The sequence below is a fragment of the Promicromonospora sp. NPDC110617 genome (genome assembly GCF_055598465.1).
In genome coordinates, this window is record NZ_JBVKBM010000008.1 from 1 (window position 1) to 24,608 (window position 24,608).

A 24,608-nucleotide genomic window follows, 5' to 3' on the forward strand; every position below is an offset into this window, starting at 1 on the left:
CGTCCGACCTGATCGCCTGGCTCCGGGCCTCCACCCGGCTCTGAGCTCTGCCGCCCACCGCCGGTCGAGCTTGTCGAGACCCCATCGCTGGTCGACCAGCGGCTACCGCCTCCTACCTCAGTTGCGGTTGATCGTGAACGTCGACGTCGGGTTCTCGATGTCGCGGAAGTTGTTCCCGAACGTCAGCCCGTTGAACGTCGCCGACCCGACCGCCGGACCCTGGCCCGCCTCCGGAAGCGGGTTGGCCCAGATGCCGTAGCCCGACTTGGCGTCGTACGCGTCACCGCTGCGCTGGGCGCCGGTGATCGACACGTCGGCGAACACCGTGTCCTGCACGGGGTTGACCGGCTGCCCGCCGACGTACTGGGTCTGGAACATGATCCCCGAGTACGTCGGGTCCACGATGTCGAGGTCGTTCACCCGGATCGCGGTGAACGTCTTCGACGCCGAGAACAGCCACACCGCCGGGAACACCTGCGCGCCCCAGAAGTGCCCGCCGGAGCGCACCACGGAGATGCCCTCGAAGGTGGTCGGCGCGGGGCCGAACCCCTCCATCGGGTACCCGAAGTCCAGCGAGCTGATCGTCACGCCCGAGTAGACGAGGGTGTCGGCGATGTAGATGTTGCGGAACGTGTTGTCCTGCCCGCCGTAGACGGCCAGGCCCGCGGCTCGCCAGGTGTTCGTCGACGTCAGGTTCTCGAACACGTTGCCCCGCTGGCCACTGCCGCCGGCGTCGGTCGCCGCGAACAGGGCGAACGAGTCGTCGCCGGTTCCGCGCGCCTGGTTGTTGTGCACGTGGTTGTTCGCGCTGCCGTTGGTCATGTTCAGCGCGTCGGCGAACGTGTTCCGGATCCGCGAGTCCTTGATCTCCGAGTCGTCCATGTTGGCCGCCCAGAACATGCAGATCATGTGCTCGACCCAGATGTTGTCGATCGTCATGTCGCGCACGTTGGCGAAGTCGAAGACCTTGCCCGGCCCGTCGATCCGCGACGTGTAGTTGCCGAAGTAGGCGAAGTCGCGGAACGTCGAGCCGTTCGCCGTCCCCTCGGCGCGGAAGCCGATGTCCGTGTTCTCCTGTCCGGCCGGCGCGTGGAACCGGGTGAACCAGGGCCCGGCGCCCACGATGTCGACGGCCTTGCCGTAGACCTGGAACTTGCTGGCGGTCTGGTAGTCGCCCGCGGGCAGGTAGACGCCGGCCAGGTTGCCGGTCGTGTCCATCCGGAACCGGTCGAGCGCGTTCTGCACGTCCTGGTGCGTGAACCCGGCGGGCTGCACGTACCGGGCCGGGTCCGGGTTGGCCTGCGCCGTCGCCTGCTCCAGGTCCACGAAGTCGACGGTGTACGGCCCGGGGTTGCTCGCCGTCTTCTGCAGGCGGATCGTCGAGCCGGCCGGGACGGTCCGCCCGAGCAGTGCGTTCGCCTCGTCGTAGATGTGCCGCGGGGCGCCCTGCCCCGGCTGGTTGCCCGGGCTGGCCTCGTTGCCGTACAGCCAGGCGTAGCGGGAGGTCAGGTCGATGTTCTTGACGAACTGCCCGTCCACGTAGACGCCCAGCGAGCCGCTGGTGCCGCCGCCGCCCGCGGCGTCCGGCATGGAGAAGCGCACCACCAGGGAGTTGGCGGTCGCCCGCGTGGTCCACTCGACGTAGGAGCCGGTCTGGCCGAGCGTGACCGCCTTGCGGCCGGACGCCTCGCCGGCCAGGTCGCCGACCACCCGGTTCGGTCCGATCGCGGTGGCCCCGCCGCCGGCGACGCCGTCCTCCGCCTCGTATGTGTCGAACGGCAGGTTCGCGCCGCGGCCGATGAACAGCGACCGCGTCACCTCGTTGTTCGCGCGCTTCGCCGCGACCTCGTTCGCGTCGGGTGCCGCCGTGACGGTGACGTCGAACGAGCCGTCGGCCGCCGTCCAGGTCCCGAGGTTCACGCTCTGGCTGGTGGCGCCCGGCGCGATGGCACCCGACACGGAGCCCGTCAGGGTGCGCACCACCGCGCCGGAACCGTTCCGCAGCACGACGGTGAGGCCGTGCGCGCCGGACGACGCCGCGACGGTGCCGCGGTTCGCGATCGTCGCCGAGAACGTGACGGTCTCGCCCGCCGCCGGCGTGGTCGGCGTCCACGACACGGTCGGGACCAGGTCGGAGCTGGCGATCTCGGTGACCACCAGCGGGTCCGGCCGCGTGTAGCCGTTGTCGGTCTCCGACTGCTCGGCCACGGCACCCGACGCGTCCGCCTCCGCGCCGATCTCGTACGACCCGGCCGTCAACGTGCCGACGTCGGCCGTGACCGCGGCCTGCGCGCCCGCGGCGAGCGCGCCTACCTGGCCGGTCGCCACCTCGTCGTCGTCCACGGTGAACGACACGTCCGTGGCCGTCGAGGCCCGGGTACCGATGTTCTTCACGACGGCGGACAGTTTCACGTCGTCCGACTCCGTGGGCGACGCCGGGGTGGCCGTGACGCCCGTGACCGTGAGGTTCGGGTTGGCCGCCGGCGTGCCGAACGCCTGCAGCTCCGCCACCTGACCGTTGCCCGAGCCCGTGTTCGCCGTGAACCGGAGGCGCACCTCCCGCGCGGTACCCGTGACCGGGACCGTCACCGTGTTGCCCGTCGCGGGGGAGAAGGCGCGCGCGGCCGACGGCGCGAGCGTGCTCCACGCGTCACCCGACCCGGTCCGGCCCTGCACCTCGAAGGTCTGGGTGCGCGGCCCCCACGCCGTGGCCGGCGGCAGCTTCACGACGACGGCGCTCAGCTCGGCCGCGGACTCCAGCGTCACCGCCAGGGTGCTCGGGTACTGCCCGCCCGCACCCTCCCAGTAGGTGCTGGTGTTGCCGTCGGTGGCGTTCGCCGCGACGTACGTCCACTCGGTCGAGGACGCCGCGGCGGGGCGACCCGCCGCGAGATCCGTGCCGCCCGGCTCCTGCGGTTCCTCCGGGTCCGGGGCGTCCCGCGTGCCGCGCACCTCGAGCTCCGAGAGCTGCCCGGCCGGCCAGCCCGTGTTCGCCGTGATCGCGACCCGCACGTAGCGGGCCTCCGTGTTGGGCACGTCGATGGTCACCGTGTTGCCCGACGCCGGGTCGAACCGGCGGGCGGCGCTCGCGGACAGGGTGGTGAACGTGGAGCCGTCGGCGCCGGCCTGGACCGACAGGGTCTGCGTGCGGGCCTCCCAGCCGGCGGGCAGCTTGAGCACGACCTCCTCGACCGTGGCGCCGGAGCCGAGGTCGACCTGGGCCCACTGCGGCAGGCTGTTGTTGGTGGACTCCCAGTACGTGGCCTGGTTGCCGTCGGTGAGGTTGTCGGCGAGGTAGGGCGCGTTGGCGCTGCTGGCCGCGGCGGACGCGCCTGCGGACAGGACGGCGGGCGCGGCGGCGGCCGGCGTCGGGACGAGGACCACCGCGGCGAGGGCCGCGGCGGTGAGTGCTGACAGGAGCCCGGGGGCGAGCCCCTGTCTCGGTGCATGGCGCGTGGCGGAGCGGAACATCAGTGTCCCCGATCTCCCGTCGTCGTCGACGGGCGTCGTCACCAGGATTGACCTTGGGTACTTGCCATGGTTCTGTTCGTAAAAACGCATACTCTTGTCGAGTTCTTGCGTTTGATTGGCACGGACATTACTGATGCCGGGGCTGGGGCGTCAAGGGGTCCGCGGGGTCGGCGGCGCACAGGACGTACGCTCGGGCCGGAACCGATCGACCTGGAGCCCTCCGTGACCGACACCGCACCCTCCGCCGACCTGCCCGCGCTGCCGTCCGCCTCGGCGGCCGCGCCGCCGGCCGTAGTCCTGCCCGGCGCGCTGCGCGAGCGCGCGGCCGCCCTCGACGCCGCCGACCCGCTGGCCGCCTACCGCGACCTCTTCGCCCCGAGCGAGGGCCTGATCGCCTACCTCGACGGCAACTCGCTGGGCCGGCCGCTGACGGCTACCCGCGAGCGGCTGGCGTCGTTCGTGGACGGCCCCTGGGCCGCGCGCCTGATCCGGTCCTGGGACGAGGGCTGGATGGACGCGCCGACGGAGCTCGGTGACACGCTCGGCCGGGTCGCGCTGGGCGCGGCGCCGGGGCAGACCGTCGTCGCGGACTCCACGACCGTGCTGCTCTACAAGCTGGCCCGCGCCGCCGTCGACGCGCGGCCCGGCCGCAGCGTGATCGTCGCCGACACCGAGAACTTCCCCACGGACCGGTTCGTGCTGCAGGGCATCGCGGCCGAGCGCGGCCTCGAGCTCCGCTGGATCACGCCGGACGCGGAGGCGGGGGTGACGCCCGACGAGGTGGCCGCCGCCGTCGGCCCGGACACGGCACTCGTGCTGCTCAGCCACGTCGCCTACAAGTCCGGCTACGTCGCCGACCTGCCCGCGATCACGCGCATCGTGCACGACGCCGGGGCGCTGGTCCTGTGGGACCTGTGCCACTCGGCCGGCTCGGTCCCGCTCGACCTGGACGCCGACGGAGTGGACATCGCCGTCGGCTGCACCTACAAGTACCTGAACGGCGGGCCCGGCTCGCCGGCCTTCGCCTACCTGGCCGCCGGCCTGCAGGGCGAGGTGCGGCAGCCGGTCCAGGGCTGGATGGGGGCCGCCGATCCCTTCGCGATGGGCCCCGAGTACGAGCCCGCCACCGGGATCCGGCAGCTCATCAGCGGCACGCCGCCCGTGATCGGCATGCTGCCGATGCGTGACATGCTCGCCCTCATCGAGGAGGCCGGCATGCCGGCCGTGCGCGAGAAGTCGCTGGCGGTGACCACGTTCGCGATCGAGGTCGCCGACGAGCACCTGCCCGGCGTCCGCGTGGCCTCACCGCGCGACCCGGAGCGCCGGGGCAGCCACGTCATGCTCGACCACCCGGACTTCAAGCGTGTGGTCGCGCAGGCCTGGGAGCGGGGCGTGATCCCGGACTTCCGCCCGCCGCAGGGCCTCCGCGTGGGTCTCAGCCCGCTGAGCACGAGCTTCACGGAGGTCGCGGAGGGCCTCTGGACGATCCGCGCGCTCCTGGGCTGACCGCTCGCGCGTGCGATTAGCCGATCGCGGTCATCTGCCGAACACGGGGTCGAGGACAGCGGCGACCAGAGCCATCTGTTCATCCAGCTTCTCCTTGCTGATCTCCTCCAGCTGTTCCTTGCGCCGCCACGCTGCCCACCTGTCCTGCCCGACGTCGCCGTAGCCGGCCACGAGCGGGCTGATCGGTCCGAGTTCGACGCCTCGGTAGCGGGCGACCGACTCGGCGGCGCGTCGGAGCTCGGCACCGTCGATCGTGTGCCGGGCCGGCAGCTGCACGATGTCGACGTAGTCGCGCCATCGAGTGCTGGTCGTCCCGCGCTCCAGGATCGTCACGCCCTTCTCCGCGATCACGGTCTCCGGGCGGTACCCGACGACTTCGATCGGATCGCCGATCACTCGCGGGATGCGGACGATCTGGGGCGCGGGCACGATCGGGTCGCCGGTCGAGATGTCCCAGGCGACCTTGCCCTGCCACGTGGCGAGCGTGACCGTGGTCCGCATCCGAAGGCCGGGGTACTCGGCGTCGTCCCGGATCTCCTGGATGGAGATCGAGTCGAGGTCGAAGGTGATTCCGTCGCCGGCGTCGACGGCCGCGGCGTCGTGCACCACCCGGGAGATGTGTGCCGGAGTGACCGACGCGCTGATCGCCTCGGCGTCCAGGTCCTTCGTCGGCCGACGTACGTCATACGCCGTCAGCAGGATGCCGCCCTTCAGGACGAACGCCTCGGCGTGCGCCGTCTGCGTGACACGGAAGAGGAACGACTCGAGCGCATGCCGGGTCAGGTATTCGCCGGTCGCCACAGGCTTGCCCGTGCGGGCGGCGTCGCTGCGCGCCCTGGCCTGGATGGCACGGTAGATCTCTGCGCTCCTTGTCATGGCCGCGGTCATGTCAGCGACTCCAGGGCGCGCTCCAGCGGCCCACGGCTCCGCGGCAGCTGCGTCGCGATCGCCATGAGCCGTCCCGGTTTGCCGCCGCGTCGGAGCCACTCGCGCAGGGCGTCGCGTCCTAGCTCGTAGCCGAGGGCGCCGCGGAGGCGGAACACGTCGGCGATGGTGCGCTCCGCGGAGTAGAGGCCGATGCGTAGGCCTGAACCTGGGATCTCGATCTCGTCGCGGTCCAGTCCGAAGGTCGCCCTGTCGAAAAGGTGCCAGGCGATGGCCGAGTCCGTGGCCGGCCGTCGCGAGCCGCGGGGGACGGCCACGTCAAGCAGCGCGGGAATCGCATCGGTCAGGTCGTAGTAGGCGAGCGCGGACGTGAGGCAGACCGTCGCGTCCGGACGCCTGGCTGCCGCCTCGACCCACTCCCACTCGGCGGGTTCGGCGTCCGCCGCGCGATAGATGCCGCGGGCGATGCGATCGAACCGTCCGTCCCGAGCGGCGCGGTAGAGGCTGGCCCGAGACACACCAAGACTTTCGGCCTGCGATGCCCTGGCTGCGTCGGTCATGCTGTACCTCCGGCGTGGAACGAAACGTATACAGATAACGCTATCTGTATACGTTTTGTTTCGCGCGCTGACCGGCTCAGAGGTCAGGGGAGGTCGCGGCGGACGACCTTGCCCGTCGGGTTGCGGGGGAGCTCCGGCAGGAAGTGGACGTCGCGCGGCAGCGAGAAGCGCGGGACCGTGTCCCGGAGGCGGTCGACCAGGGCCTCTGCGGTGAGCGCCGCGCCCTCGCGCAGCACCACGTAGGCGGCGAACCGGTGGCCGAACCGCTCGTCGGGCACGCCGAACACCGCGACGTCCGCGACCTCGGGCAGGGCCGTGATCGCGTCCTCCACGGGGCGGGGGTAGACGTTCTCGCCGCCCGAGACGATCATGTCGTCGGCGCGGCCCACCACGTAGAGCCGGCCCTCGGCGTCGAGGCGGCCACGGTCGCCCGTGGCCATCAGGTCGCCGAACATCGGCTTGCCCGTGCCGTTCGTGTACCCCTCGAACAGCATGCCGTTGCCCACGCAGATCTGGCCGACGTCGCCCTGCGGGACGGGCCGGCCGACGTCGTCCAGGATGCCGATGCGGGTGCCGAGCGGGGGCCGCCCCGCCGTCGTCGGTTGCGCGGCCAGGTCCGCCGGTGTGGAGATCGAGGCCCAGGAGGCCTCGGTCGAGCCGTACAAGCCGTAGAGCACGGGGCCGAACTCGTCGAGGAACTGGGTGATCCGGTCGGCGGGCATGGCCGAGCCGGAGTAGGCGACGACACGCAGGGACGACGTGTCGTACCGGGCCTTCACCTCGGCGGGCAGGTCGAGGATGCGCTGCAGCATGACCGGCACCGCGATCAAAGCCGTCACCTGGTGCTCGGCGATCATCCGGAGCGTCTGCTCGGCGTCGAACCGGCGCGGCAGCACCAGCTCGGCGTGCAGCGCCATGCCGAGCTGCAGGGCGGCGAGCCCCCACGTGTGGAAGATCGGCGTGGCGATCATCATCCGGTCGCCGGCGCGCAGCGGGATGACGGACAGCAGCGACGCCGCCTCGCTCAGGCCGTGCGGCTGCGGGCGGCGGGCGCCCTTCGGGGTGCTCGTGGTGCCCGACGTCATGACGACGGTCCGGCCCGGCCGCTCGGGGATCGGCGCGCGCGCCGGGCTGCCGTTCGCGACGAGCTCCGCGAGGCCGGAGGCGCCGTCGTCGGCCCACGTGGTGACGACCGGCAGGCCGGCGGACAGGTCGGGCTCCTGGTCCAGGAACTCCTGGTCGGCGAGGAGCAGGGCGGGCCCCTGTTCGGCGACGACGGCGGAGACCTGCGCGGGGGAGAGCCCGGAGTTGAGCAGCAGCGTGGTCGCGCCGAGCTTGGCCAGCGCCACCATGGTCTCGACGAGGCCGCCGTGGTTGCGGCACAGCACCGCGACGGGCGTGCGCAGGCCGACGCCGAGGCCGCGCAGGGCGTTGGCCAGCCGGTTCGCGCGCTCGTCGAGCTCTCGGAAGGTCACGCTGCGCTGCTCGTCGGCGAACGCCGTCTGGTGCGGGGTGCGGACCGCGCTGGCGCGGTAGCCGCCGGCGATCGACGGGCCCCACGTGACGAGCTGCCAGATCGCGCCGACGTCGCGATGCACGCGCAGGCCCGGGGCGAGGACGCCCGACCTGACGAGGTGGAAGCCCTGGTTGAGCAGGTTCTCCTTGCGGTCGACCTGCGCGAGGCCGCCGGCGCGGACCTCCGCGGCACTGGTGGTCAGCACGTCGCCCCCCTTGGCTCGCCACTATTGCACCCGCATTCAATAGCAACCGGCCGCGCGAGGCAAGCCTCTCCCTGCCGGGGAGGGGCAGGTGCACTCCGCCTTGAGGCCCGGGTTCCTTCGCTTTGAGCCAGCTCAAAGCGAAGAAACCCGGGCCTCAAAGGGTAGTGCGCGGCGGGGGTCCAGGGTCCCGGCCGGGGACCCGTCAGGCCAGCGCGACCGCCAGGGCGCCCAGGGCCTTGAGCGTCTCCTCGGCGGCCTGTTCGTCGTAGCCGCGGGTGCACGCCGCGATCACCAGGGCGTCCGGGCCGGGCTCGCCCACGAAGGCGACGTCGTGCCGGATACCGTCCACCCAGCCGGACTTGGAGCCGAACGGGACGGCGCCCGGCTCGCCCGGGCCGGGGACGGCGGCCGTGAGCTGCCGGTCGGTCTGGCGGCCGAGCAGCTCGCACATCCAGGCGGTCCGCTCCGGGCTCGCGAGCGCGCCCGTGACCACGCCGGACATGAGCAGGCACAGGTCGGCCGCCGTCGTGCGGTGCGAGGCGCCGGCCTTCTCGGCGGCCAGGTCCGAGTACTTGCGGCCGAAGGTCGACCGCGTGGCACCGGCGTCGGCCAGCACCTTGTTCACCGCGGGCAGGCCCACGCGCTCGGCCACCATGTTGGTCGCCTCGTTGGAGGAGACCGTGACCATCCGGTCGATCACGTCGCCGAGCGGCATCGGCGTGCCGTCGGGCGGCAGGCCCTCGTCGACGTCGTCGGGCTCGATCGTGTACTCACCCGCACCGGGCACCTGCGACGTGAAGGTCCGGGTCGCGGTGCAGGTCTCGTCGAGGCGCGCCGTCCCGGCGTCGAGCTCGCGCGCGGCCGCGACCAGCACCGCGAGCTTCACGGTGGAGGCGGCGTAGAAGTCCAGGTCGTCCTGGCGTGCGGCCAGCACCTCGCCCGTGGCCCGGGCGATCCGGTAGGCCACCACCGGCACCCCGTCGCTGTGCGTCCCTGTCGACACCATGTGCGTGCTCGTCCTCTCGTCGTCACTTCGCCGTCGCGTGCACGACGTCGGCCCAGGCGCGCACCAGCGCACCCGACTGGGCCTCGTTCTCCGCCGCGTGGACCAGCGCCGCCTCGGCCAGCGCCGCGCGGTCGATGCCCTGCTCCGAGAGCGCGGCCTCGTCCCAGGTCGCGACCCGTTCCGGCCGTGCCTCGGGATGGAACTGCAGACCCCAGGCGACCTCGCCCACGCGGAACGCCTGGTTGCGGCAGGTCTCGCTCGTCACCAGCAGCGTGGCCGACGGCGGCAGCGTGGTCACCGAGTCCTCGTGGTTCTCGATCATCCACAGCGGGCCGCCCGGCACGCCGGGCAGCTCGCCCAAGACCGGGTCGTCGGCCGCGGCCGGCAGCACCGTGAGCGCGCACATGCCGCGCTCCGTCTCGCCGGACCGCGCCGTCACGCCGCCGCCCGTGACGTGCGCCAGGAGCTGCCCGCCGAGGCACAGCCCGAGCAGCGGCACGCCGTCGGCCAGGGCCTGGAGCGTCAGCGCCCGCTCGCGGGCCAGGAACGGGTGGGCGGCGTCGTCGTCCGGCAGGAAGCCGCCGCCCAGCAGGACCACGCCGCCGAAGCCGTCGAGCGTCCCGGGCAGCTCGGCACCCGGGACGAGGACCGGGTCGAGCCCGGCCTCGGGGAGCCACTGCTCCAGCCGGCCCATGGAGCTGGTCGACGAGTTCAGGACCACCAGGACGCGTGTCATGCGCCGCTCCCGGGTGCGGTCAGCTCGCGCGCGAAGTGACAGGCGGCGACGTGCGCCGCGGCGCCGTCAGCGCCGTCGGCACCGGAGATCTCGGCTCGCGCGCCCGTCGTACCCCGGGCGACCAGCGCGGGCACGTCCGCCTCGCACGCGTGCGGGACCAGCCGCAGGCCGGCGTCCGCCGCGCCCTGCGCGTCCGCCGCGTGCCGCGCCTCCGGCAGCGTCGGCGCGAGCCAGCAGCGCGTGTGGAACGGGCAGCCTGACGGCGGGTCCACCGGGGAGGGCGGGTCGCCCTCCAGCACGATCCCGCCGATGCCGGGGCGCCTTTCGCCGGTCGGGCCGTCGCCGGTCGAGCCTGTCGAGACCCGGGTCTCGACAGGCTCGACCAGCGAGGGCGTGACGAGCCGCACCGAGGGGTCGGGCACCGGCACCGCGGATAGCAGTGCCTGCGTGTACGGGTGCTGCGCGGCGTCGTACACCTCGGCCTCTGGCCCCTGCTCGACGATGCGGCCCAGGTACATGACGGCGACGTCGTGGGCGATGTGCCGCACCACGCCGAGGTCGTGCGCCACGAACAGGTAGGACAGGCCCAGCTCGTCCTGGAGGTCCTCCAGCAGGTTGATCACCTGGCCCTGCACGGACACGTCGAGCGCCGAGACCGGCTCGTCGCAGACCAGGATCTTGGGCCGCAGGGCGAGCGCGCGGGCGATCCCGACACGCTGCCGCTGCCCGCCCGAGAACTGGTGCGGGTACCGGTTCGCGTGGTCCGGGTCCAGGCCGACGAGCTCCAGCAGCTCGCCGACCGCGGCCCGCCGTCCGCCCGCCGGGTCGATGCCGTGGATCGCGAACGGCTCGCCCACGATCTCGCTCACCGACATCCGCGGGTTCAGCGACGTGTACGGGTCCTGGAACACCATCTGCACGTCCCGGCGGAGCTGCTTGCGGCCCGCCCGGGACCGGCCCGTGACGTCCTCGCCGTCCACCAGCACCTGCCCGCTGGTCGGTGTCTCGACGCCGACCAGCACGCGGGCGAGCGTCGACTTGCCCGACCCGGACTCGCCGACCAGGCCCAGGGTGCGCCCCCGGTCCAGGGTGAGCGAGACGCCGTCGACCGCCTTGACCGCGGCCGCCGAACGGCGCAGCAGCCCGGAGCGCACCGGGTAGTGCTTGACGAGGTCGCGCACCTCGAGCACGGACTCGCCGCGCGTGGGCAGCTCGTCGACGAGCCCGGCTCCCGCCGGTCGCGACTCAGTCATCGGAGTCTCCCTTCGGCCCGGGCACCGAGGTGCCGGACGCCGACGTCGTGACGCCGGCCTCGGGGGCCGGCTCCCGTCCGGCCATGATGTCCGACGCGAAGTGGCACGCCGACATCCGGCCGGGCGCCGGGGTCGCCCGCGGCGGCACGTCGGTGCGGCAGACGTCGCGCACCGCGTCGCAGCGCGGGTGGAACGGGCAGCCCGCCGGCATCGCGGCTGGGCTGGGCGGGCGCCCCGGGATCACGGGCAGGCGGCCCGTCCCGGCCGCGGACGGGATCGACCGCAACAGCGCCCGCGTGTACGGGTGCGCGGGCGTCGTGTAGACGGGCACCACGGGCGCCTGCTCGACGGCGCGGCCCGCGTACATCACCGTGACGTCGTCGGCGACTCCCGCGACCACGCCCAGGTCGTGCGTGATCAGCACGAGGCCCATGTGCCGCTCCGCCTGGATCTCGGCGAGCAGCCGCAGCACCTGCGCCTGGACCGTCACGTCGAGGGCGGTGGTGGGCTCGTCCGCGATGAGCACGTCGGGGTCCATGGCCAGCGCCGACGCGATCATCACGCGCTGGCGCATCCCGCCCGAGAACTGGTGCGGGTACTCCTTCACGCGGGCCTTCGCGTTCGGCACCTTGACCAGGTCGAGCAGCTCGACCGCCCGCCTGCGGGCGTCGGCGCGGGAGAGCCCGCGCCGGGCCCGGAGCGCCTCGGTGAGCTGGTAGCCCACGGTGTGCACGGGGTTGAGCGCGGCCAGCGCGTCCTGGAACACCATCGCCACCTGCTCGCCGCAGCGTGCGCGGTGCTCCTTGCGGCTCAGGGCGAGCAGGTCGGTGCCGGCAAGGCGGACGCTGCCGCGCGTGATCCGCGCCGTGTCCGGCAGCAGGCCCATCACGGCCAGCGACGACACGGACTTGCCCGAGCCGGACTCGCCCACGATCGCGAGCGTGCGGCCTGCCTCCACGCGGTAGGACAGCCCGTCGACGGCGCGCACCGCGCCGTCCGGCGTCCGGAACTCGACGGCGAGGTCGGTGACCTCCAGGAGGGGCTGTGCCTGCTGCTCGCCTTCGCTCGCCGCGCTCATGCGGAGAGCCTCGGGTCGAGGGCGTCGCGCAGGGCGTCGCCGAGCACCACCAGGGCGAGGACGGTCGCGACCAGGCAGATCAGGGGCGCGAGCAGGATGTGCGGGGCGCCGCCGAGCACCCACTCCGAGCCCTGCTCGATCTGGATCCCCCAGCTCGTCGCCGGTGGCCGGACGCCGATGCCCAGGAAGGACAGCACGGCCTCCGCGCTGATCACCCCGGCCACGGAGGTCGGCAGCAGCGCGGTGACGGTGCCGATGGCGTTGGGCAGCACGTGCCGGCCCATGATGCGCAGGTCCGACGCGCCCAGCGAGCGCGCGGCGGTCACGTAGTCCAGGTTCTTCGCCTCCAGCGTGCTGGCCCGCACGTAACGGGCGTACGGCATCCAGCCGAACAGGATGAGCACCACCGCGGGCAGCAGGATCACGTTGAACGTGCCGGTGCCGAGGTCGACGCCCTTGAACAGGGACAGCACCAGGAGTGCGGCCAGCAGCAGCGGGATCACCAGGAAGACCTCGACGGCACGGGAGACCAGGTAGTCCACCCAGCCCAGGTAGTACCCCGCGAGCAGGCCCAGGGTCACGCCGATCAGCAGCGAGACGCCGACCACGACGATCGCCAGCAGGAGCGACGGCCGGATGCCGTGCACCAGCGTGGCCAGGACGTCGCAGCCGAGCGCGTCGGTGCCGAGCGGGTGCTCGCCGCCCCAGCCCTGCGGCGTCGTACGGGCCTCCCGGATGGGGCACGTGCGGGGGCTGGTGGTCGTGAACAGCGTGGGGAACGCCGCCATCAGCCCGAAGAACACGAGCACGACGGCCGCGGCGATCGTGTCCGGCCGGCGGCGGAGCCGGCGCCAGGCGTCGGTGAGCGGGCTCGACGACGCGCCGGCAGGGCGCCGCGCGGTCGGTGCGGGTGTTGCGGCGTCACTCATAACGGATCCTCGGGTCGAGCAGGGCATAGGCGATGTCGACGACGATCATCACCACGACGGTCACCGCGGCAAGCAGGGTGACGACGCCGAGCACGAGCCCGACGTCGTCGTTCTGGACGGCCCCCCACAGGACGCCGCCCATCCCGTAGATGTTCATCAGGCCCTCGGTGATCACGGCCCCGCCGAGGGCCTCGGCGAAGGTGAGGCCGACGGCGGTCACCACGGGCACCGAGGAGTTGCGCACCACGTGGTGCACCACGACGCGCCCCTCGGTCAGACCCTTCGACCGCGCCGTGCGTACGTGGTCGCCCTGGTAGGACTCGAGCTGGCTGGCCCGGACGAGGCGGATGAACGCCGCGGACCCGGCCAGGCCCAGCAGGATGCCGGGCACGACGACGGTGGCCCACGGGTGGTCGGCGTCGAAGGACGGCTTGAACCAGTACGGCGGCCAGCTGTTCTCGCCGAACGTGTCCTCGGCCCAGCGGTTCAGGGGCACGGCGACGACGTACCGGTAGACGATCAGCAGCACGAAGACCGGGAAGGCGTCGATCAGCACCGATGTGAGCCGGATCCCGTGGTCCCCGGCCGAGCCGCGCCAGCGGGCGGCGGCCGAGCCGAGCAGCATGCCGAGCGCCAGCCAGGTGACCAGCACGACGCAGAACAGGCGGATGGTGTTCGGCGCCGCCGTGGCGACGATCTCCGAGACCTCACGCCCGCGCAGGTTGGTGCCGAAGTCGCCCTGGGCGTACTGCCCGAGGCGCTCGACGAACGGCCCGAGGCACGGGTTGCCCACCTGGTCGTAGCAGGGGTCGTCGAGGTTGAAGCGCTGCTCGACGGCGGCGACCTGCGCCGGGGTGGCGACCTTGTCGCCGAAGAACGCCTGCGCCGGGTTGCCGTTGAGCTGGATGGCGACCGTCGTGAGCAGGTGCAGCAGGAACATGACGAGCAGCAGGGTGCCGACCGCCTGGACGGCACGGCGAAGGATGTAGCGCCCCATGGGTCTCCTCAGATGTGCGCCGAGTCAGTGCCGCAGTCCGACCACGGCACTGACTCGGGGTAGTTCAGACGCCGAGTCAGCGCGCTGGTCGGACCACGGCGCTGACTCGGCGCACGGGGTTACGCCGTGACCTCGACCTTGCGGAGGATCGGCGCGCCCGAGAACGGGTTGAGGATGACGTTGTCCAGCCGGTCGCTGTAGTAGGTGGCGCTGAAGCTCCAGCGGAACGGGATGGTCGGGAACTCGTCGGCGAGGATGGCCTCGGCCTCCTGGTAGAGCGCGACCGACTCGTCGAGCGACGGCGCGGCCGCGGCCTCGTCCAGCTTGGCCTCGAAGTCCTCGCTGTACCAGCCCCAGTGCCCGGCGCCGGGCTCGCCCGACGCGTAGAAGCTGAGGTAGTTCTCGTTCAGCGGGTAGTCCGGGAACCAGTTGTTCCGGAACATGCCGTCGAAGCCCTGGGCCGAACGGGTCGAGAAGTAGTCGTCGCTCGAGACGATGTTGAGCTCGTACGGGATGCCCAGCACCTCCTCGATGGAGTTGCCGATCGCGGTGAAGTACTCCACCTCGGCGTCGTCGTCACCCAGGCTGATCTGCAGCTTCTCGCCGTCGGGCCAGCCGCCGGCCTTCTCCAGGGCCGCCTTGGCCGCCTCGGGGTCGTAGACGCACCACTCGCACGTGCCGGCCTCGCCGCCGGGCACGCCGCCCGGGACCACCCAGGAGTCGGCGGGCGTGGCCTGACCGCTGCCCAGCGAGGAGATGATGCCCTCGCGGTCGATCGCCATCGAGATCGCCTTGCGGAACTCCTTGTCGTTCCACGGGCCCTCCGTGTAGCCGGAGAAGCCGAGGTACGTGAGCGAGGCGCCGGGCTTCTCGACATAGCGCTCGGAGAGCTCGGGGTCGTTCTTCGCGGACTCGACCTCGGCGGTCGGCGGGAAGGACAGGTCGAGGTCGCCGGCCTTGAAGTCCGCCCACCCGGCCGTCTCGCCCGCCGCGTACTCGGTCCAGTGGATGGCGTCGTAGCTCGGCGTCTCGTCGAGCGTGTAGTCCGCCCACTTCTCGGCGGTGAGCTCCTGGCTCTGCTGCCAGTCGGTCACCTGGAAGGGGCCGTTGCCGATCGGCTCGAGCGCGCACTTCTCGACGTCGTCCAGGCACTCCTGCGCGATCGGGAAGAAGCCGGTGTAGCCGAGCATCGTCGCGAAGCCGGCGAACGGCGAGGCGAGGGTGACCTCGAGGGTCAGGTCGTCGGCGACCTTCAGCCCGGACAGCTCGTCCGCGGCGCCCTCGGCGGTGATGTTGCCGTCGTCGTCGGTCGTGGGCTGCATCTCGTCGTAGCCCTCGATGATGCCGAAGAAGTAGTTGGAGTACAGGCCGTTGTCGCCGTCGGCCGTGTAGTTCCAGGAGCGGGCGAACGCCTCGGCGTCGACGGGCTCGCCGTTCTGGAACGTCAGGTCCGGCTTGATCTTGATGGTCCAGACCGTGTTGTCGTCGTTGGGCTCGATGGACTCGGCCACGTAGTTGTACGGCTCGGTGGTCTCCGGGTCGTACCGGACCAGACCGTCGTAGACCACGTCGAGGACGCTGATGTTGTCGTACGCCCCGGCGTCGCCGGGGAACAGCGTCTCCATGTCCTGGCTGATCCAGGTCTCCAGGGTGACCGGCCCGTCGCCTTCGACGGTGTCGCTCGGGGTACACCCGGCCACGGTCACGGCCACCACGGCCGCCGACGCGGCGAAGGTGGCGAAACGTGCTTGCCTCACTGATTGCCTCCCCAGTTCGTCTCCCCGGTCAACTGGCGGGGAGGTTTGGACCATATCGCCACGGAAGTGGGGCCGCCTGGAAAGTCGTGTTAACCGTCTGTAACGATTCGTCAGGTCTCCTTCCTTGCGAGCGACCAGCGCCCACGCGGAAGGAGACCCGACGAACGGCAGGCGTCAGCAGCCGCCGAGGTCCCGCCACGGACCCCACGGCGTGGCCGAGGGCTCCTGGTTCCGGCTGTACCACTGCGCGGTCCAGCGGTGGCCGTCGTGCACCACCGTCTCGCCGCCGTCGTACACCGCGGTCGGCGTCCAGGCTGGGTACGTGCCGCCGGCGCACGCCTGCGGGGCACCCACCTCGGCCCACGGACCCCACGGCGTGGCGCCCGGGGTCTGGCCGCGCGTCCACCACAGCGCGGTGAACACCGCGCCGTCATGGCTCACCTGGTCACCCGCCGTGTACACGGCGCTCGCGGACCAGGCCGGGGCCGCCGGCGCCTCCGGCTCGACGAGCCGGCCCACGCCCCAGCGCGCGGTGGACTGATAGCCCGTGCCCGTGGGGTCGGCCCAGTTGCGGACGGCGGTCCGTGCGCCGCCGGTCGCGTCGTTGACCTGGAAGTCCAGGCCGTGGAACGTGCCCGGACCGCCGTACGACAGCAGGTCGACCGACGCCTCGACGCGGTAGCCGCCGTCGGTCGTCGTGGCGGCGCTGGACACGCGGGCGCGCTGCGCCGCCTCGTCGCCGGTGCCGAACGACACGGCGCCCAGCGCCGAGACGCGGATCTGCGTGTCGTCGGCCCGGTAGCCGCCGTTCTTCGCGTTGCCGCCGTCCACGTAGATCTCCACGGAGTCCTGGATCCACGGGTCCGAGCCGGAGACGTCGACCACGGGGTCGGCGACGTCCGCCAGGACGTACAGCGTGCCGTCCCGCCACAGGGTGCGGACGGTCGCGACGGCGCCGCCCGAGCCCTCGACCTCCTTGGTGGTGGTCACCGCGGGGCCCGCCGTGTCCCACACGTCGTCCACGTCGCCGTCGACCACCGGGGCCTGCGCGGCCTCGGCGACCTCCAGGTACGACAGCTCCTCGACCAGGGTCAGCGTGCCCACGGCACCCGGCGAGTTCCACGCGGTGGACTCGTCGCCGCTGGTCACGCGGGCGTCGAACGTGGCGGTCGCGCCCTCGGCGAGGGCCGCGGGCAGCTGCACGACGACGTCGTAGCCGCCCTCCCGCTCGCTCACCACCGCGTCGGCGCCGTCGCCCGGACCGGTCACCGTCCCGTCCCGCGTCACCGTGTACTCGGCGTCGTCGAGCACGAGCGTGACGGCGTCCCCGGCGTCGGCCGCCGCGCCCTCCACGTCGTCCACCGTGAGGAACGCCGTCAGGTGGTCGGCCGCCCAGCGGAGCTGGAAGGCGGCCGTGCCGCCGCCCGGGGCCTCGAACGTGTGCCGCGGCAGCCGGTCCCACACCGGGGACGCCGTCGCCGAACCGTCGAGCGGAACGTCCCCGGCGAACACGTTCGCCGTGCGCAGACGAGCCGGCAGCTCGGCCCCGGCCGCGCCGAAGTAGGCGGGCTTGGCCTGGAAGCGATCGTCGAAGAGCAGGGGCGCGCCGCTGTCGACCCGCCACGACCGGCCGTCGGTCAGGCCCCACGCCGTCACGCTGAACAGGTCCTCGGCGTGCGCGCGGAACGCGTCGAACGCGTCGCGGTAGTAGTAGCCCTGGTCGACCAGCCGGGCCTGGGTGACCGGCGTCCCCGTGGTGACGTCCAGCTCCGTGACCGCCTGCGTGACCGGCAGGTCCGCGAACCGCTCGATCGCGCCCTCCAGCGCGCTGACCGGCATCGCGAGCGACACGTGGAACTGGTGCCCCACGCCGTCCACCGGCACGCCGCGCTCCAGCAGCCGGCCCACCAGCGCGCGGTAGCGGTCCTGCTTGCCGCCCTGCTCCGTGTTGTAGTCGTTGATGAACAGGGTCACCGGACGTTCGCGCACCGCGTCCGACGGCGCGGCGGCGTACGTCTCGTTGAACGCCTCGTCCGCGTACTCGAACGCGAGGTCGATGTACTCCTCGCCCAGGATCCGGAACCACTCGCTGCGGCGCAGGCCGTCCGGGTTCTCCGCGCCGTCGGACACGACCTCGTTGACCACGTCGAACGCGACCAGCGGGTTGGTGGCCGAGCCGAAGAGCCCGTAGTCGTCGCTCAGGTTCTCCGCGATGCCGAACACGTGGTCGCGCAGGCGCTCGCGGAGCACCGCACGGCCGGCCTCGTCGGCCGCCAGCGGCTCGCCGGCGTCGTCCTGGAAGAACCAGTCCGGCGTCTGGCTGTGCCACACCAGCACGTGGCCGTAGACCCGCAGGTCGTTCTCCTGCGCGAAGTCCATGAGCGCGGTCGCCTCGGGGTGCCGGCGCAGCGTGCCGTCGGCGTCGTACCAGGCCTCCGGCTTCATGTGGTTCTCGGGCGTGACCTGGCCGAAGTGCCTCCTCAGCAGCTGCGCCGCCGCACCCGACGTCTCGCGGCTGTCGATCGCGACGCCCACCGGGAAGTCCACGGTCTCGTGGAGCCCCGTCAGGTCCTCGATCAGCGGTGGCTCCGGGACGGACACCACGATGTCGTCGATCAGCCAGTCGCTGGTGTTGCCGCCGTTGTACGCCGTCTCGAAGTAGAGGAGCGCGCTGTCGTGGTCCGGCATGGTGAACGTGGCGGTCACCTCGGTCCAGCCGCTGCTGGTCAGGCCCGTGAACTGGGCCAGGGTCGAGAAGTTCTGGGCGCCCTCGACCGTGCTCGCGAGGCTCAGCCAGACGTCGCCCGGCGTCTCCCCCGCAGGGAAGCGCACCCAGGCGGAGACGTCGTAGGTGACGCCCGCGCGCAGCACGCCCGTGACGTCCCGGCCGATGCCGTCGCCGGTGGCGTCACGGTTGGTGAGGGCGGCCGCCCAGGTACCCCCGTGTGCGTCGGCGTCCGTGACCGCGAGCGTGAAGTCGGAGGCGTCGGTGCCGCTGCGCGGCGCCCAGCCGCCGAGGGTGCCGTCCTCGAAGTCGGTGCTCAGCACGGTGCCCGACGTCGGGGGCGTGCCCTCCGGGAACGTGAACGTCCAGCCGTCGGCGAGGCGTTCGGTGACGACCGTCCGCACCGCGGCGAGCGTGCCGGACCGGTCGCCGCCGCCGTCGTGCGCGAGGACCAGCTCACCGGGGACCATGGCGGTGCGCAGGTTGGCGGTGAGGGTCGGGACGTCCTGGGTCTCCCAGTCGGCGATGGTGTTCCGGACGGCGAGCGGCTGCATGCCCAGCTCGACCGCGACACCGGGCGTCACGCCCCAGGAGCCGTTCGGGGCGCGCCAGAAGGGGACCTTCTGGTTCGGGTCGCCCAGCGCGTCGCGGATGATCCCCAGGTTCTCGACCAGGTCGGCGCGCACCTGCTCCTGGGTCCAGGAGCCCATGTCGGCGTACGACGTCGAGTGGTTGCACAGGACGTGGCCCTCGGCGACGATCCGGCGCAGGAGCGCGGCGCCGCCCTCGGCCTGGATGTTCTGCCCGATCACGCAGAAGACGGCCTTGAGGTCGTGCTCCGCGAGGAAGTCCAGCAGGGCGGGCGTGGTGCCGGGGTTCGGGCCGTCGTCGAAGGTCAGGGCGGACACGTCCCCGCTACCCTCGGCGGCGTACACCGGCGTGGGCACGGGGTTGATCGCACCGCCGGGCACGACGTCGTCCGGGGGAACCGTGTCAGAGGTGGTCACCATGATGTCGTCCACGAGGAGCGTGTAGGGGGCGTCCTGGTCGGTGCTGCCGAGGTAGGCCTGCAGCTCGGCCGGGTCGGCGTCCGCGGCGGCCGTGTACGTGCCGGTCACCGTGGTCCAGTCGGTGCCGACCGTGGTGTTCCCGACCCAGGTGTACGCCGGCTTCACGACGAAGCGGACGCCGGTGCTGGTGGGGGCCGGCGGGTCCTCCGGCGAGGCGGGCCCGGCGAGACGGGCGCGCATGCTGAACGTGTAGGTCAGCCCCGGGCGGAAGATTCCGGTGGGGGACTGGAGACCCTCGTAGTCGGCGGCCCGGGTGATCGCGAGCACGCTGCCCGCGCCGTCGGGGTCCGGGACGACGTCGAGGCCCGCGCCGCCGCTGGGGGTCCAGGTGCCGGTGGTGCCGTCCTCGAAGGCGACGGCGGTGACGACGGTGTCGGCCGCGGCGGTGGGTGCTGTCGCGGCCGCGGTCGTGGGCGCTGCGATCAGGGCGCCGGCGGCGACGAGCGCGGCGGCGCCGAGGCCGGCGGCCGAGCGGTGTACCGAGCGGTGTGCCTGCTGGTGTGTCGACTGGTGTGCCGACTGGCGTGTGAAACGATTTCTGCTCGGCGAGCGATCTCGGGCGATGAAACGATTTCGATGAGGCATGCTGCGCTCCCTTGCGCGTGTCTCCGGTGGGGCGGACGCCGGGGCGACGGTGCCGCGGCGAACGTAGGGGCAGCGTAGCCAGCCTGCCCGGACGCCGTCGAGACCCGGCTCGGCAGATCAGCCCGTGCTGGGGTCGGCGTCACGCTCAGCTCGGCAGCGCGCCCAGCTCGGCACCACGCCCACGAGGTCGGCACCTTGCATCGAGGTCGGCAGCCTGCATCGAGGTCGGCACAGGCCTGTGCCGACCTCGATGCAGACTGCCGACTTGCTGAGGGAACTGCCGACCTCGCCGCGGGGACGGCCGATCTCGCAGGGCCGCCCGTCAGACCGCCGTCAGGTCCTTGACCGCGCCCTTGGCGATGCGCAGGCGGCGCGGCGTGCGCTGTGCGACCACCGAGTCGTGCGTGACCAGCACGATCGTCAGCCCCTGGTCCTTCCACAGCCCCACGATGAGGTCCACGATCTCGTCGCGGGTCTCCTCGTCGAGGTTGCCGGTGGGCTCGTCCGCCAGCAGCACCTTCGGGTTCTTCACGAGCGCCCGCGCGATCGCGACGCGCTGCTGCTGCCCGCCCGACAGCTCGCCCGGGAGGTGGTCCCCGCGGTCGCCGAGCCCGACGGACTCGAGCGCCGCCAGCGCCCGCGCCGTCCTGGTCTGCCGCGGGATCTTGGCCGGCACGAGCGCCGTCTCCACGTTCTCCAGCGCGGTGAGCGTGGGGATGAGGTTGAAGTTCTGGAACACGAAGCCGATGGTCTCGGCCCGTGCCGCGGTGAGCTGCGCGTCGCTCATCCCGGCGAGGTCGGTCCCGTCGAGCGTGACGGTGCCGGACGTCGGTCGGTCGAGCCCGCCGAGCATCTGCAGCAGGGTGGACTTGCCGCCGCCGGTGGGTCCCTGGACGGCGACCAGCTCGCCGTCGCCGATGGTGAGGGACACCCCCTTGAGCGCGCGCACGACGCGCTTGCCCTGCTGGTAGGTCTTGGTCAGGTCGTCGATCTGATACATGTCTGCTTCCTTCGTGTCGGGCTCGGGCGGCTCAAGCGAGTGATCGGAGGGCTTCGACCGGACGCAGGCGCGCGGCGCGCTGGCCGCCGACCACGCCCGCGATCAGCCCGCCCAGCACGGCGAGCCCGATGGCGGCCAGCACGATCCACAGGCTGACCGGGGCCTGGAGGGCGACGTCGACGGCGCTGCTCGCGGCGTCGGCCAGGCCGCCGGGACGGGCCCCGCCGAAGCCGCCGGTCGCCCCGGCCTGCCCGCCGGCGTCCTGCATGGCGCCGGCGGGACCGCCGCCGCCACCGCCCGGGCCGCCCATCGTGAAGCCGCCGCCGGAGGTGCCGCCGCTCAGGGTGATGCCGGCCAGGTTCACGGCCCACACGGCCAGCGCGCCGATCGCGAGACCGGCCACACCGCCGATCAGGCCCTGCACCACGGACTCGCCGGCCACCTGGCCCACCACGCGGCCCTTGCTCCAGCCGATCGCCTTGAGGGTGCCCAGCTCGCGGGTCCGGCGGTTCACGCCGGAGACGGTGAACAGGATCGCGAGGCCGAAGGCCGCCGCCAGCACGATGACGCTCAGCCAGGTGCCGAGCGTGCCGATCAGGTTGGACGCCGTCGAGAGGGACCCCGTGACGTTCTCCGCGAGGTCGGACTGGGTGCTCACCGAGGCGTCGGGCAGCTCGGCCTCGATCGCGGTCGCCACGGCGTCCACGTTCTCGGCCGAGTCGACCTGCACGTAGACGTCGGTGACCTGGTCGGCGAGGTCCGCGAGGGTCTGGGCCGTGGCGAGCGGCACGTAGACGTCCGACGCCGTCGCGACGTCGTCGCCCGTCGTGGAGGTGACCGTGCCGACGATCTTCAGCTTCTCGCCGCCGGTGGTGAGGGTGTCACCGACGGCGAGCTCCTGCTGCTCGGCGTACGTGGCGTCCAGGACGGCGACGTTCTCGTCGCCCGCCTCCAGCGTCCGGCCGTCGGCCACCGTGGCGGTGGTCAGGGGCCCGACGGCGGCGGCATCCGGGTCCACGCCCGTGACCGAGAACTGCTCGATCTCGAAGGACGACCCCCCGGCCGTCCCCTCGCCGGTGCCGTCCTCGCCCATCCGCAGGTCGACGGGTCCACCGCCCTCCTGCATCGCCTCGAAGTCCGGCATCTCGCCGGAGAACGAAGTGTTCTGCAGGTCGAGCGTCGCTGCGACGCCGGACACGTGGTCCAGCCCGGAGACGGACTCGAGGGCGGAGGCGTCGAACGACGTCGAGCCCATGGACGTGCTGAGGCGGTCCTGCGCGAGGCTGCGGGTGCCGTCCTCGCCGGCCTCGCCCTCACCTTCGCCGAAGTCGAAGCGGCCGGGGCCGCCGCCCTCGCCCGGGCCTTCGCTCGCCTGCGTGACGGTGATGTCGGTACCCACGCCGTAGACGGACTCGAGCACCTCGGACTGGGCGTTCCGGACGCCGGTCGAGACCGCGTTGACGACGATGACCAGCGCGATCGCGACCGCGAGGCCGATCGCGACCACCACCGTCTGCTTGCGTCGGTTGCGCAGCTCTCTGCGCAGATAGGTGAAGAACATGGGCTCCTGCCTCGGGTCCTGAGGTACGTGCGGGGACGGTGGTGTCCGGGCGGACCGCCGCGCGGGCTGGTGCGCCACGCCGAGGAGGAGGGGCGAGCGGCGTGCGGGTCGCACCGCGGGCGGTCTGCGCCGGACGGTTCGGACGCTAGGAACGCACGCTGTGGCTGTACTGCCGCAAACCTGTGGTGGCGCTGTGAACTGCGGCCCCGTGGACGGTTCCGCGCCCCCTCGCCCGACGTCCTAGGCTGGGGGCCGTAACCTCCGAGCAACATCCTTAGAAGGAGACCCCGTGGCTAGCATCGAAGCCGTTGGAGCACGCGAGATCCTCGACTCGCGCGGCAACCCCACCGTGGAGGTGGAGATCGTCCTCGACGACAACACCTTCGCCCGTGCGGCGGTCCCGTCCGGCGCATCGACCGGCGCGTTCGAGGCCGTCGAGCTGCGCGACGGCGACAAGGGCCGTTACCTGGGCAAGGGCGTCGAGAAGGCCGTCGCGGCCGTCAACGACGAGATCGCCCCCGAGCTGATCGGGTACGACGCCGAAGAGCAGCGCATCATCGACCAGGCCCTCCTGGACCTCGACGGCACGCCGAACAAGGGCAAGCTGGGCGCCAACGCGATCCTGGGCGTCTCGCTCGCCGTCGCGAAGGCCGCCGCCAAGAGCTCGGGCCTGGACCTGTTCCGCTACGTGGGCGGCCCGAACGCGCACGTCCTGCCCGTCCCGATGATGAACATCCTCAACGGCGGGTCCCACGCGGACTCGAACGTGGACATCCAGGAGTTCATGGTCGCCCCGATCGGCGCCCCGACGTTCCGTGAGGCGCTGCGCACCGGCACCGAGGTGTACCACTCCCTCAAGTCCGTGCTGAAGGAGAAGGGCCTGGCCACCGGCCTGGGCGACGAGGGCGGCTTCGCGCCGAACCTCGGCAGCAACCGCGAGGCGCTCGACCTGATCCTCGTCGCCATCGAGCGTGCGGGCCTCAAGCCGGGCACCGACGTGGCGCTCGCGCTCGACGTCGCCTCGACCGAGTTCTTCTCGGACGGCGTGTACGCGTTCGAGGGCGGCAAGAAGACGCCGGACGAGATGATCGCGTACTACGAGCAGCTCGTGGCCGACTACCCGCTGGTCTCGATCGAGGACCCGCTGTCCGAGGACGAGTGGGAGTCCTGGTCCGGCCTCATGGGCAAGGTCGGCGACAAGGTGCAGATCGTGGGCGACGACCTGTTCGTCACCAACCCGGAGCGCCTCGCCAAGGGCATCGAGCTCAAGTCGGCGAACTCGCTGCTGGTCAAGCTCAACCAGATCGGCACGCTCACCGAGACGCTCGACGCCGTGACGCTGGCCCAGCGCAACGGCTTCACCACGATGACCTCGCACCGCTCCGGCGAGACCGAGGACACCACCATCGCGGACCTGTCCGTGGCGACCAACGCCGGCCAGATCAAGACCGGTGCCCCCGCCCGTGGCGAGCGCATCAGCAAGTACAACCAGCTCCTCCGCATCGAGGAGGCGCTCGACGAGGCCGGCACCTACGCCGGCCGGTCGGCGTTCCCGCGCTTCCAGGGCTGATCGCGGCCTGATCCGGGCCTGACGGCGCCGGTCGAGGGGGCCTCAACCGTTCGACCGGCGCCGGTGCGGTGGCACCGCGCCGAGCTGTCAGACACGCGCCGACGTGTCAGACGTACAGATCCCTCGGGTGACCTGTAGGTCTGACACGTCGGCCGGTGTCTGACAGCTTTTGTGCTCCACGGGATCGACACACGGCGC

The 24,608-nt window shown here is 72.3% G+C and carries 16 protein-coding genes; 2 read left to right on the top strand and 14 right to left on the bottom strand.

Annotated features, from left to right (window positions below):
* Positions 1 to 117 precede the first annotated feature (117 nt).
* On the bottom strand, positions 118 to 3,513 hold the full coding sequence (locus ACZ7LE_RS27390; protein ID WP_470406370.1) for a galactose-binding domain-containing protein: 3,396 nt from the start codon (positions 3,511 to 3,513) through the stop codon (positions 118 to 120).
* Between the two features lie 180 nt (positions 3,514 to 3,693).
* Between ACZ7LE_RS27390 and ACZ7LE_RS27395 the strand changes: the two genes are divergently transcribed.
* A complete protein-coding gene (locus ACZ7LE_RS27395; RefSeq protein WP_470406371.1) occupies positions 3,694 to 4,977 on the top strand; it encodes a kynureninase in 1,284 nt (427 codons plus the stop codon).
* Between the two features lie 30 nt (positions 4,978 to 5,007).
* On the opposite strand, the gene ACZ7LE_RS27400 is transcribed toward ACZ7LE_RS27395, so the two are convergent.
* From ACZ7LE_RS27400 to ACZ7LE_RS27460, 13 genes are all read right to left on the bottom strand, one after another.
* Positions 5,008 to 5,853, bottom strand: coding sequence for a nucleotidyl transferase AbiEii/AbiGii toxin family protein (locus ACZ7LE_RS27400; protein ID WP_470406372.1), 846 nt, complete (start codon positions 5,851 to 5,853; stop codon positions 5,008 to 5,010).
* An 8-nt stretch (positions 5,854 to 5,861) separates the two neighbouring features.
* Complete coding sequence (locus tag ACZ7LE_RS27405; protein ID WP_470406373.1) at positions 5,862 to 6,422, bottom strand: type IV toxin-antitoxin system AbiEi family antitoxin domain-containing protein; 561 nt, start codon at positions 6,420 to 6,422, stop codon at positions 5,862 to 5,864.
* An 83-nt stretch (positions 6,423 to 6,505) separates the two neighbouring features.
* Positions 6,506 to 8,143, bottom strand: coding sequence for an AMP-binding protein (locus ACZ7LE_RS27410; protein WP_470406374.1), 1,638 nt, complete (start codon positions 8,141 to 8,143; stop codon positions 6,506 to 6,508).
* Between the two features lie 202 nt (positions 8,144 to 8,345).
* Complete coding sequence (locus ACZ7LE_RS27415) at positions 8,346 to 9,149, bottom strand: serine hydrolase (protein WP_470406375.1); 804 nt, start codon at positions 9,147 to 9,149, stop codon at positions 8,346 to 8,348.
* Positions 9,150 to 9,171: 22 nt separating this feature from the next.
* Positions 9,172 to 9,885: a type 1 glutamine amidotransferase gene (locus ACZ7LE_RS27420; protein ID WP_470406376.1), complete on the bottom strand. Its 714-nt coding sequence runs from the start codon at positions 9,883 to 9,885 to the stop codon at positions 9,172 to 9,174.
* Entirely contained in the window at positions 9,882 to 11,138 is a 1,257-nt protein-coding gene (locus ACZ7LE_RS27425) for an ABC transporter ATP-binding protein (protein WP_470406377.1), read from the bottom strand. Before ACZ7LE_RS27425 ends, ACZ7LE_RS27420 begins: the two co-directional genes overlap by 4 nt.
* On the bottom strand, positions 11,131 to 12,216 hold the full coding sequence (locus ACZ7LE_RS27430; RefSeq protein ID WP_470406378.1) for an ABC transporter ATP-binding protein: 1,086 nt from the start codon (positions 12,214 to 12,216) through the stop codon (positions 11,131 to 11,133). The genes ACZ7LE_RS27425 and ACZ7LE_RS27430 overlap by 8 nt, the downstream gene beginning before the upstream one ends.
* Positions 12,213 to 13,145 carry an ABC transporter permease gene (locus ACZ7LE_RS27435; protein WP_470406379.1) on the bottom strand — a complete coding sequence of 311 codons (933 nt, stop codon included), beginning with the start codon at positions 13,143 to 13,145 and terminating at the stop codon, positions 12,213 to 12,215. The genes ACZ7LE_RS27430 and ACZ7LE_RS27435 overlap by 4 nt, the downstream gene beginning before the upstream one ends.
* Positions 13,138 to 14,142, bottom strand: a complete 1,005-nt coding sequence (locus ACZ7LE_RS27440) for an ABC transporter permease (protein ID WP_470406380.1) — start codon at positions 14,140 to 14,142, stop codon at positions 13,138 to 13,140. The genes ACZ7LE_RS27435 and ACZ7LE_RS27440 overlap by 8 nt, the downstream gene beginning before the upstream one ends.
* A 119-nt stretch (positions 14,143 to 14,261) precedes the next feature.
* The gene (locus ACZ7LE_RS27445) at positions 14,262 to 15,899 is read right to left on the bottom strand and encodes a peptide ABC transporter substrate-binding protein (protein WP_470406381.1); all 1,638 of its coding nucleotides are present in this window, start codon (positions 15,897 to 15,899) and stop codon (positions 14,262 to 14,264) included.
* 174 nt (positions 15,900 to 16,073) lie between these two features.
* Positions 16,074 to 20,279 carry an endo-1,4-beta-xylanase gene (locus tag ACZ7LE_RS27450; RefSeq protein ID WP_470406382.1) on the bottom strand — a complete coding sequence of 1,402 codons (4,206 nt, stop codon included), beginning with the start codon at positions 20,277 to 20,279 and terminating at the stop codon, positions 16,074 to 16,076.
* A gap of 322 nt (positions 20,280 to 20,601) precedes the next feature.
* Positions 20,602 to 21,279: an ABC transporter ATP-binding protein gene (locus ACZ7LE_RS27455; RefSeq protein ID WP_470406383.1), complete on the bottom strand. Its 678-nt coding sequence runs from the start codon at positions 21,277 to 21,279 to the stop codon at positions 20,602 to 20,604.
* A gap of 31 nt (positions 21,280 to 21,310) precedes the next feature.
* Complete coding sequence (locus tag ACZ7LE_RS27460; protein ID WP_470406384.1) at positions 21,311 to 22,840, bottom strand: ABC transporter permease; 1,530 nt, start codon at positions 22,838 to 22,840, stop codon at positions 21,311 to 21,313.
* A gap of 289 nt (positions 22,841 to 23,129) precedes the next feature.
* On the opposite strand from ACZ7LE_RS27460, the gene eno reads away from it, so the two are divergent.
* The gene (gene eno / locus ACZ7LE_RS27465) at positions 23,130 to 24,410 is read left to right on the top strand and encodes a phosphopyruvate hydratase (protein WP_470406385.1); all 1,281 of its coding nucleotides are present in this window, start codon (positions 23,130 to 23,132) and stop codon (positions 24,408 to 24,410) included.
* The last annotated feature ends 198 nt before the right edge of the window (positions 24,411 to 24,608 follow it).

What these genes read in the sequence shown, in the direction of transcription:
- ACZ7LE_RS27415 (WP_470406375.1), bottom strand. Translation starts at nt 9,149, where the DNA reads ATGGTGTCGACAGGGACGCACAGCGACGGGGTGCCGGTGGTGGCCTAC.
- ACZ7LE_RS27405 (WP_470406373.1), bottom strand. Translation starts at nt 6,422, where the DNA reads ATGACCGACGCAGCCAGGGCATCGCAGGCCGAAAGTCTTGGTGTGTCT.
- ACZ7LE_RS27435 (WP_470406379.1), bottom strand. Translation starts at nt 13,145, where the DNA reads ATGAGTGACGCCGCAACACCCGCACCGACCGCGCGGCGCCCTGCCGGC.
- ACZ7LE_RS27400 (WP_470406372.1), bottom strand. Translation starts at nt 5,853, where the DNA reads ATGACAAGGAGCGCAGAGATCTACCGTGCCATCCAGGCCAGGGCGCGC.
- ACZ7LE_RS27450 (WP_470406382.1), bottom strand. Translation starts at nt 20,279, where the DNA reads ATGCCTCATCGAAATCGTTTCATCGCCCGAGATCGCTCGCCGAGCAGA.
- ACZ7LE_RS27425 (WP_470406377.1), bottom strand. Translation starts at nt 11,138, where the DNA reads ATGACTGAGTCGCGACCGGCGGGAGCCGGGCTCGTCGACGAGCTGCCC.
- ACZ7LE_RS27455 (WP_470406383.1), bottom strand. Translation starts at nt 21,279, where the DNA reads ATGTATCAGATCGACGACCTGACCAAGACCTACCAGCAGGGCAAGCGC.
- ACZ7LE_RS27420 (WP_470406376.1), bottom strand. Translation starts at nt 9,885, where the DNA reads ATGACACGCGTCCTGGTGGTCCTGAACTCGTCGACCAGCTCCATGGGC.
- ACZ7LE_RS27440 (WP_470406380.1), bottom strand. Translation starts at nt 14,142, where the DNA reads ATGGGGCGCTACATCCTTCGCCGTGCCGTCCAGGCGGTCGGCACCCTG.
- ACZ7LE_RS27460 (WP_470406384.1), bottom strand. Translation starts at nt 22,840, where the DNA reads ATGTTCTTCACCTATCTGCGCAGAGAGCTGCGCAACCGACGCAAGCAG.
- ACZ7LE_RS27430 (WP_470406378.1), bottom strand. Translation starts at nt 12,216, where the DNA reads ATGAGCGCGGCGAGCGAAGGCGAGCAGCAGGCACAGCCCCTCCTGGAG.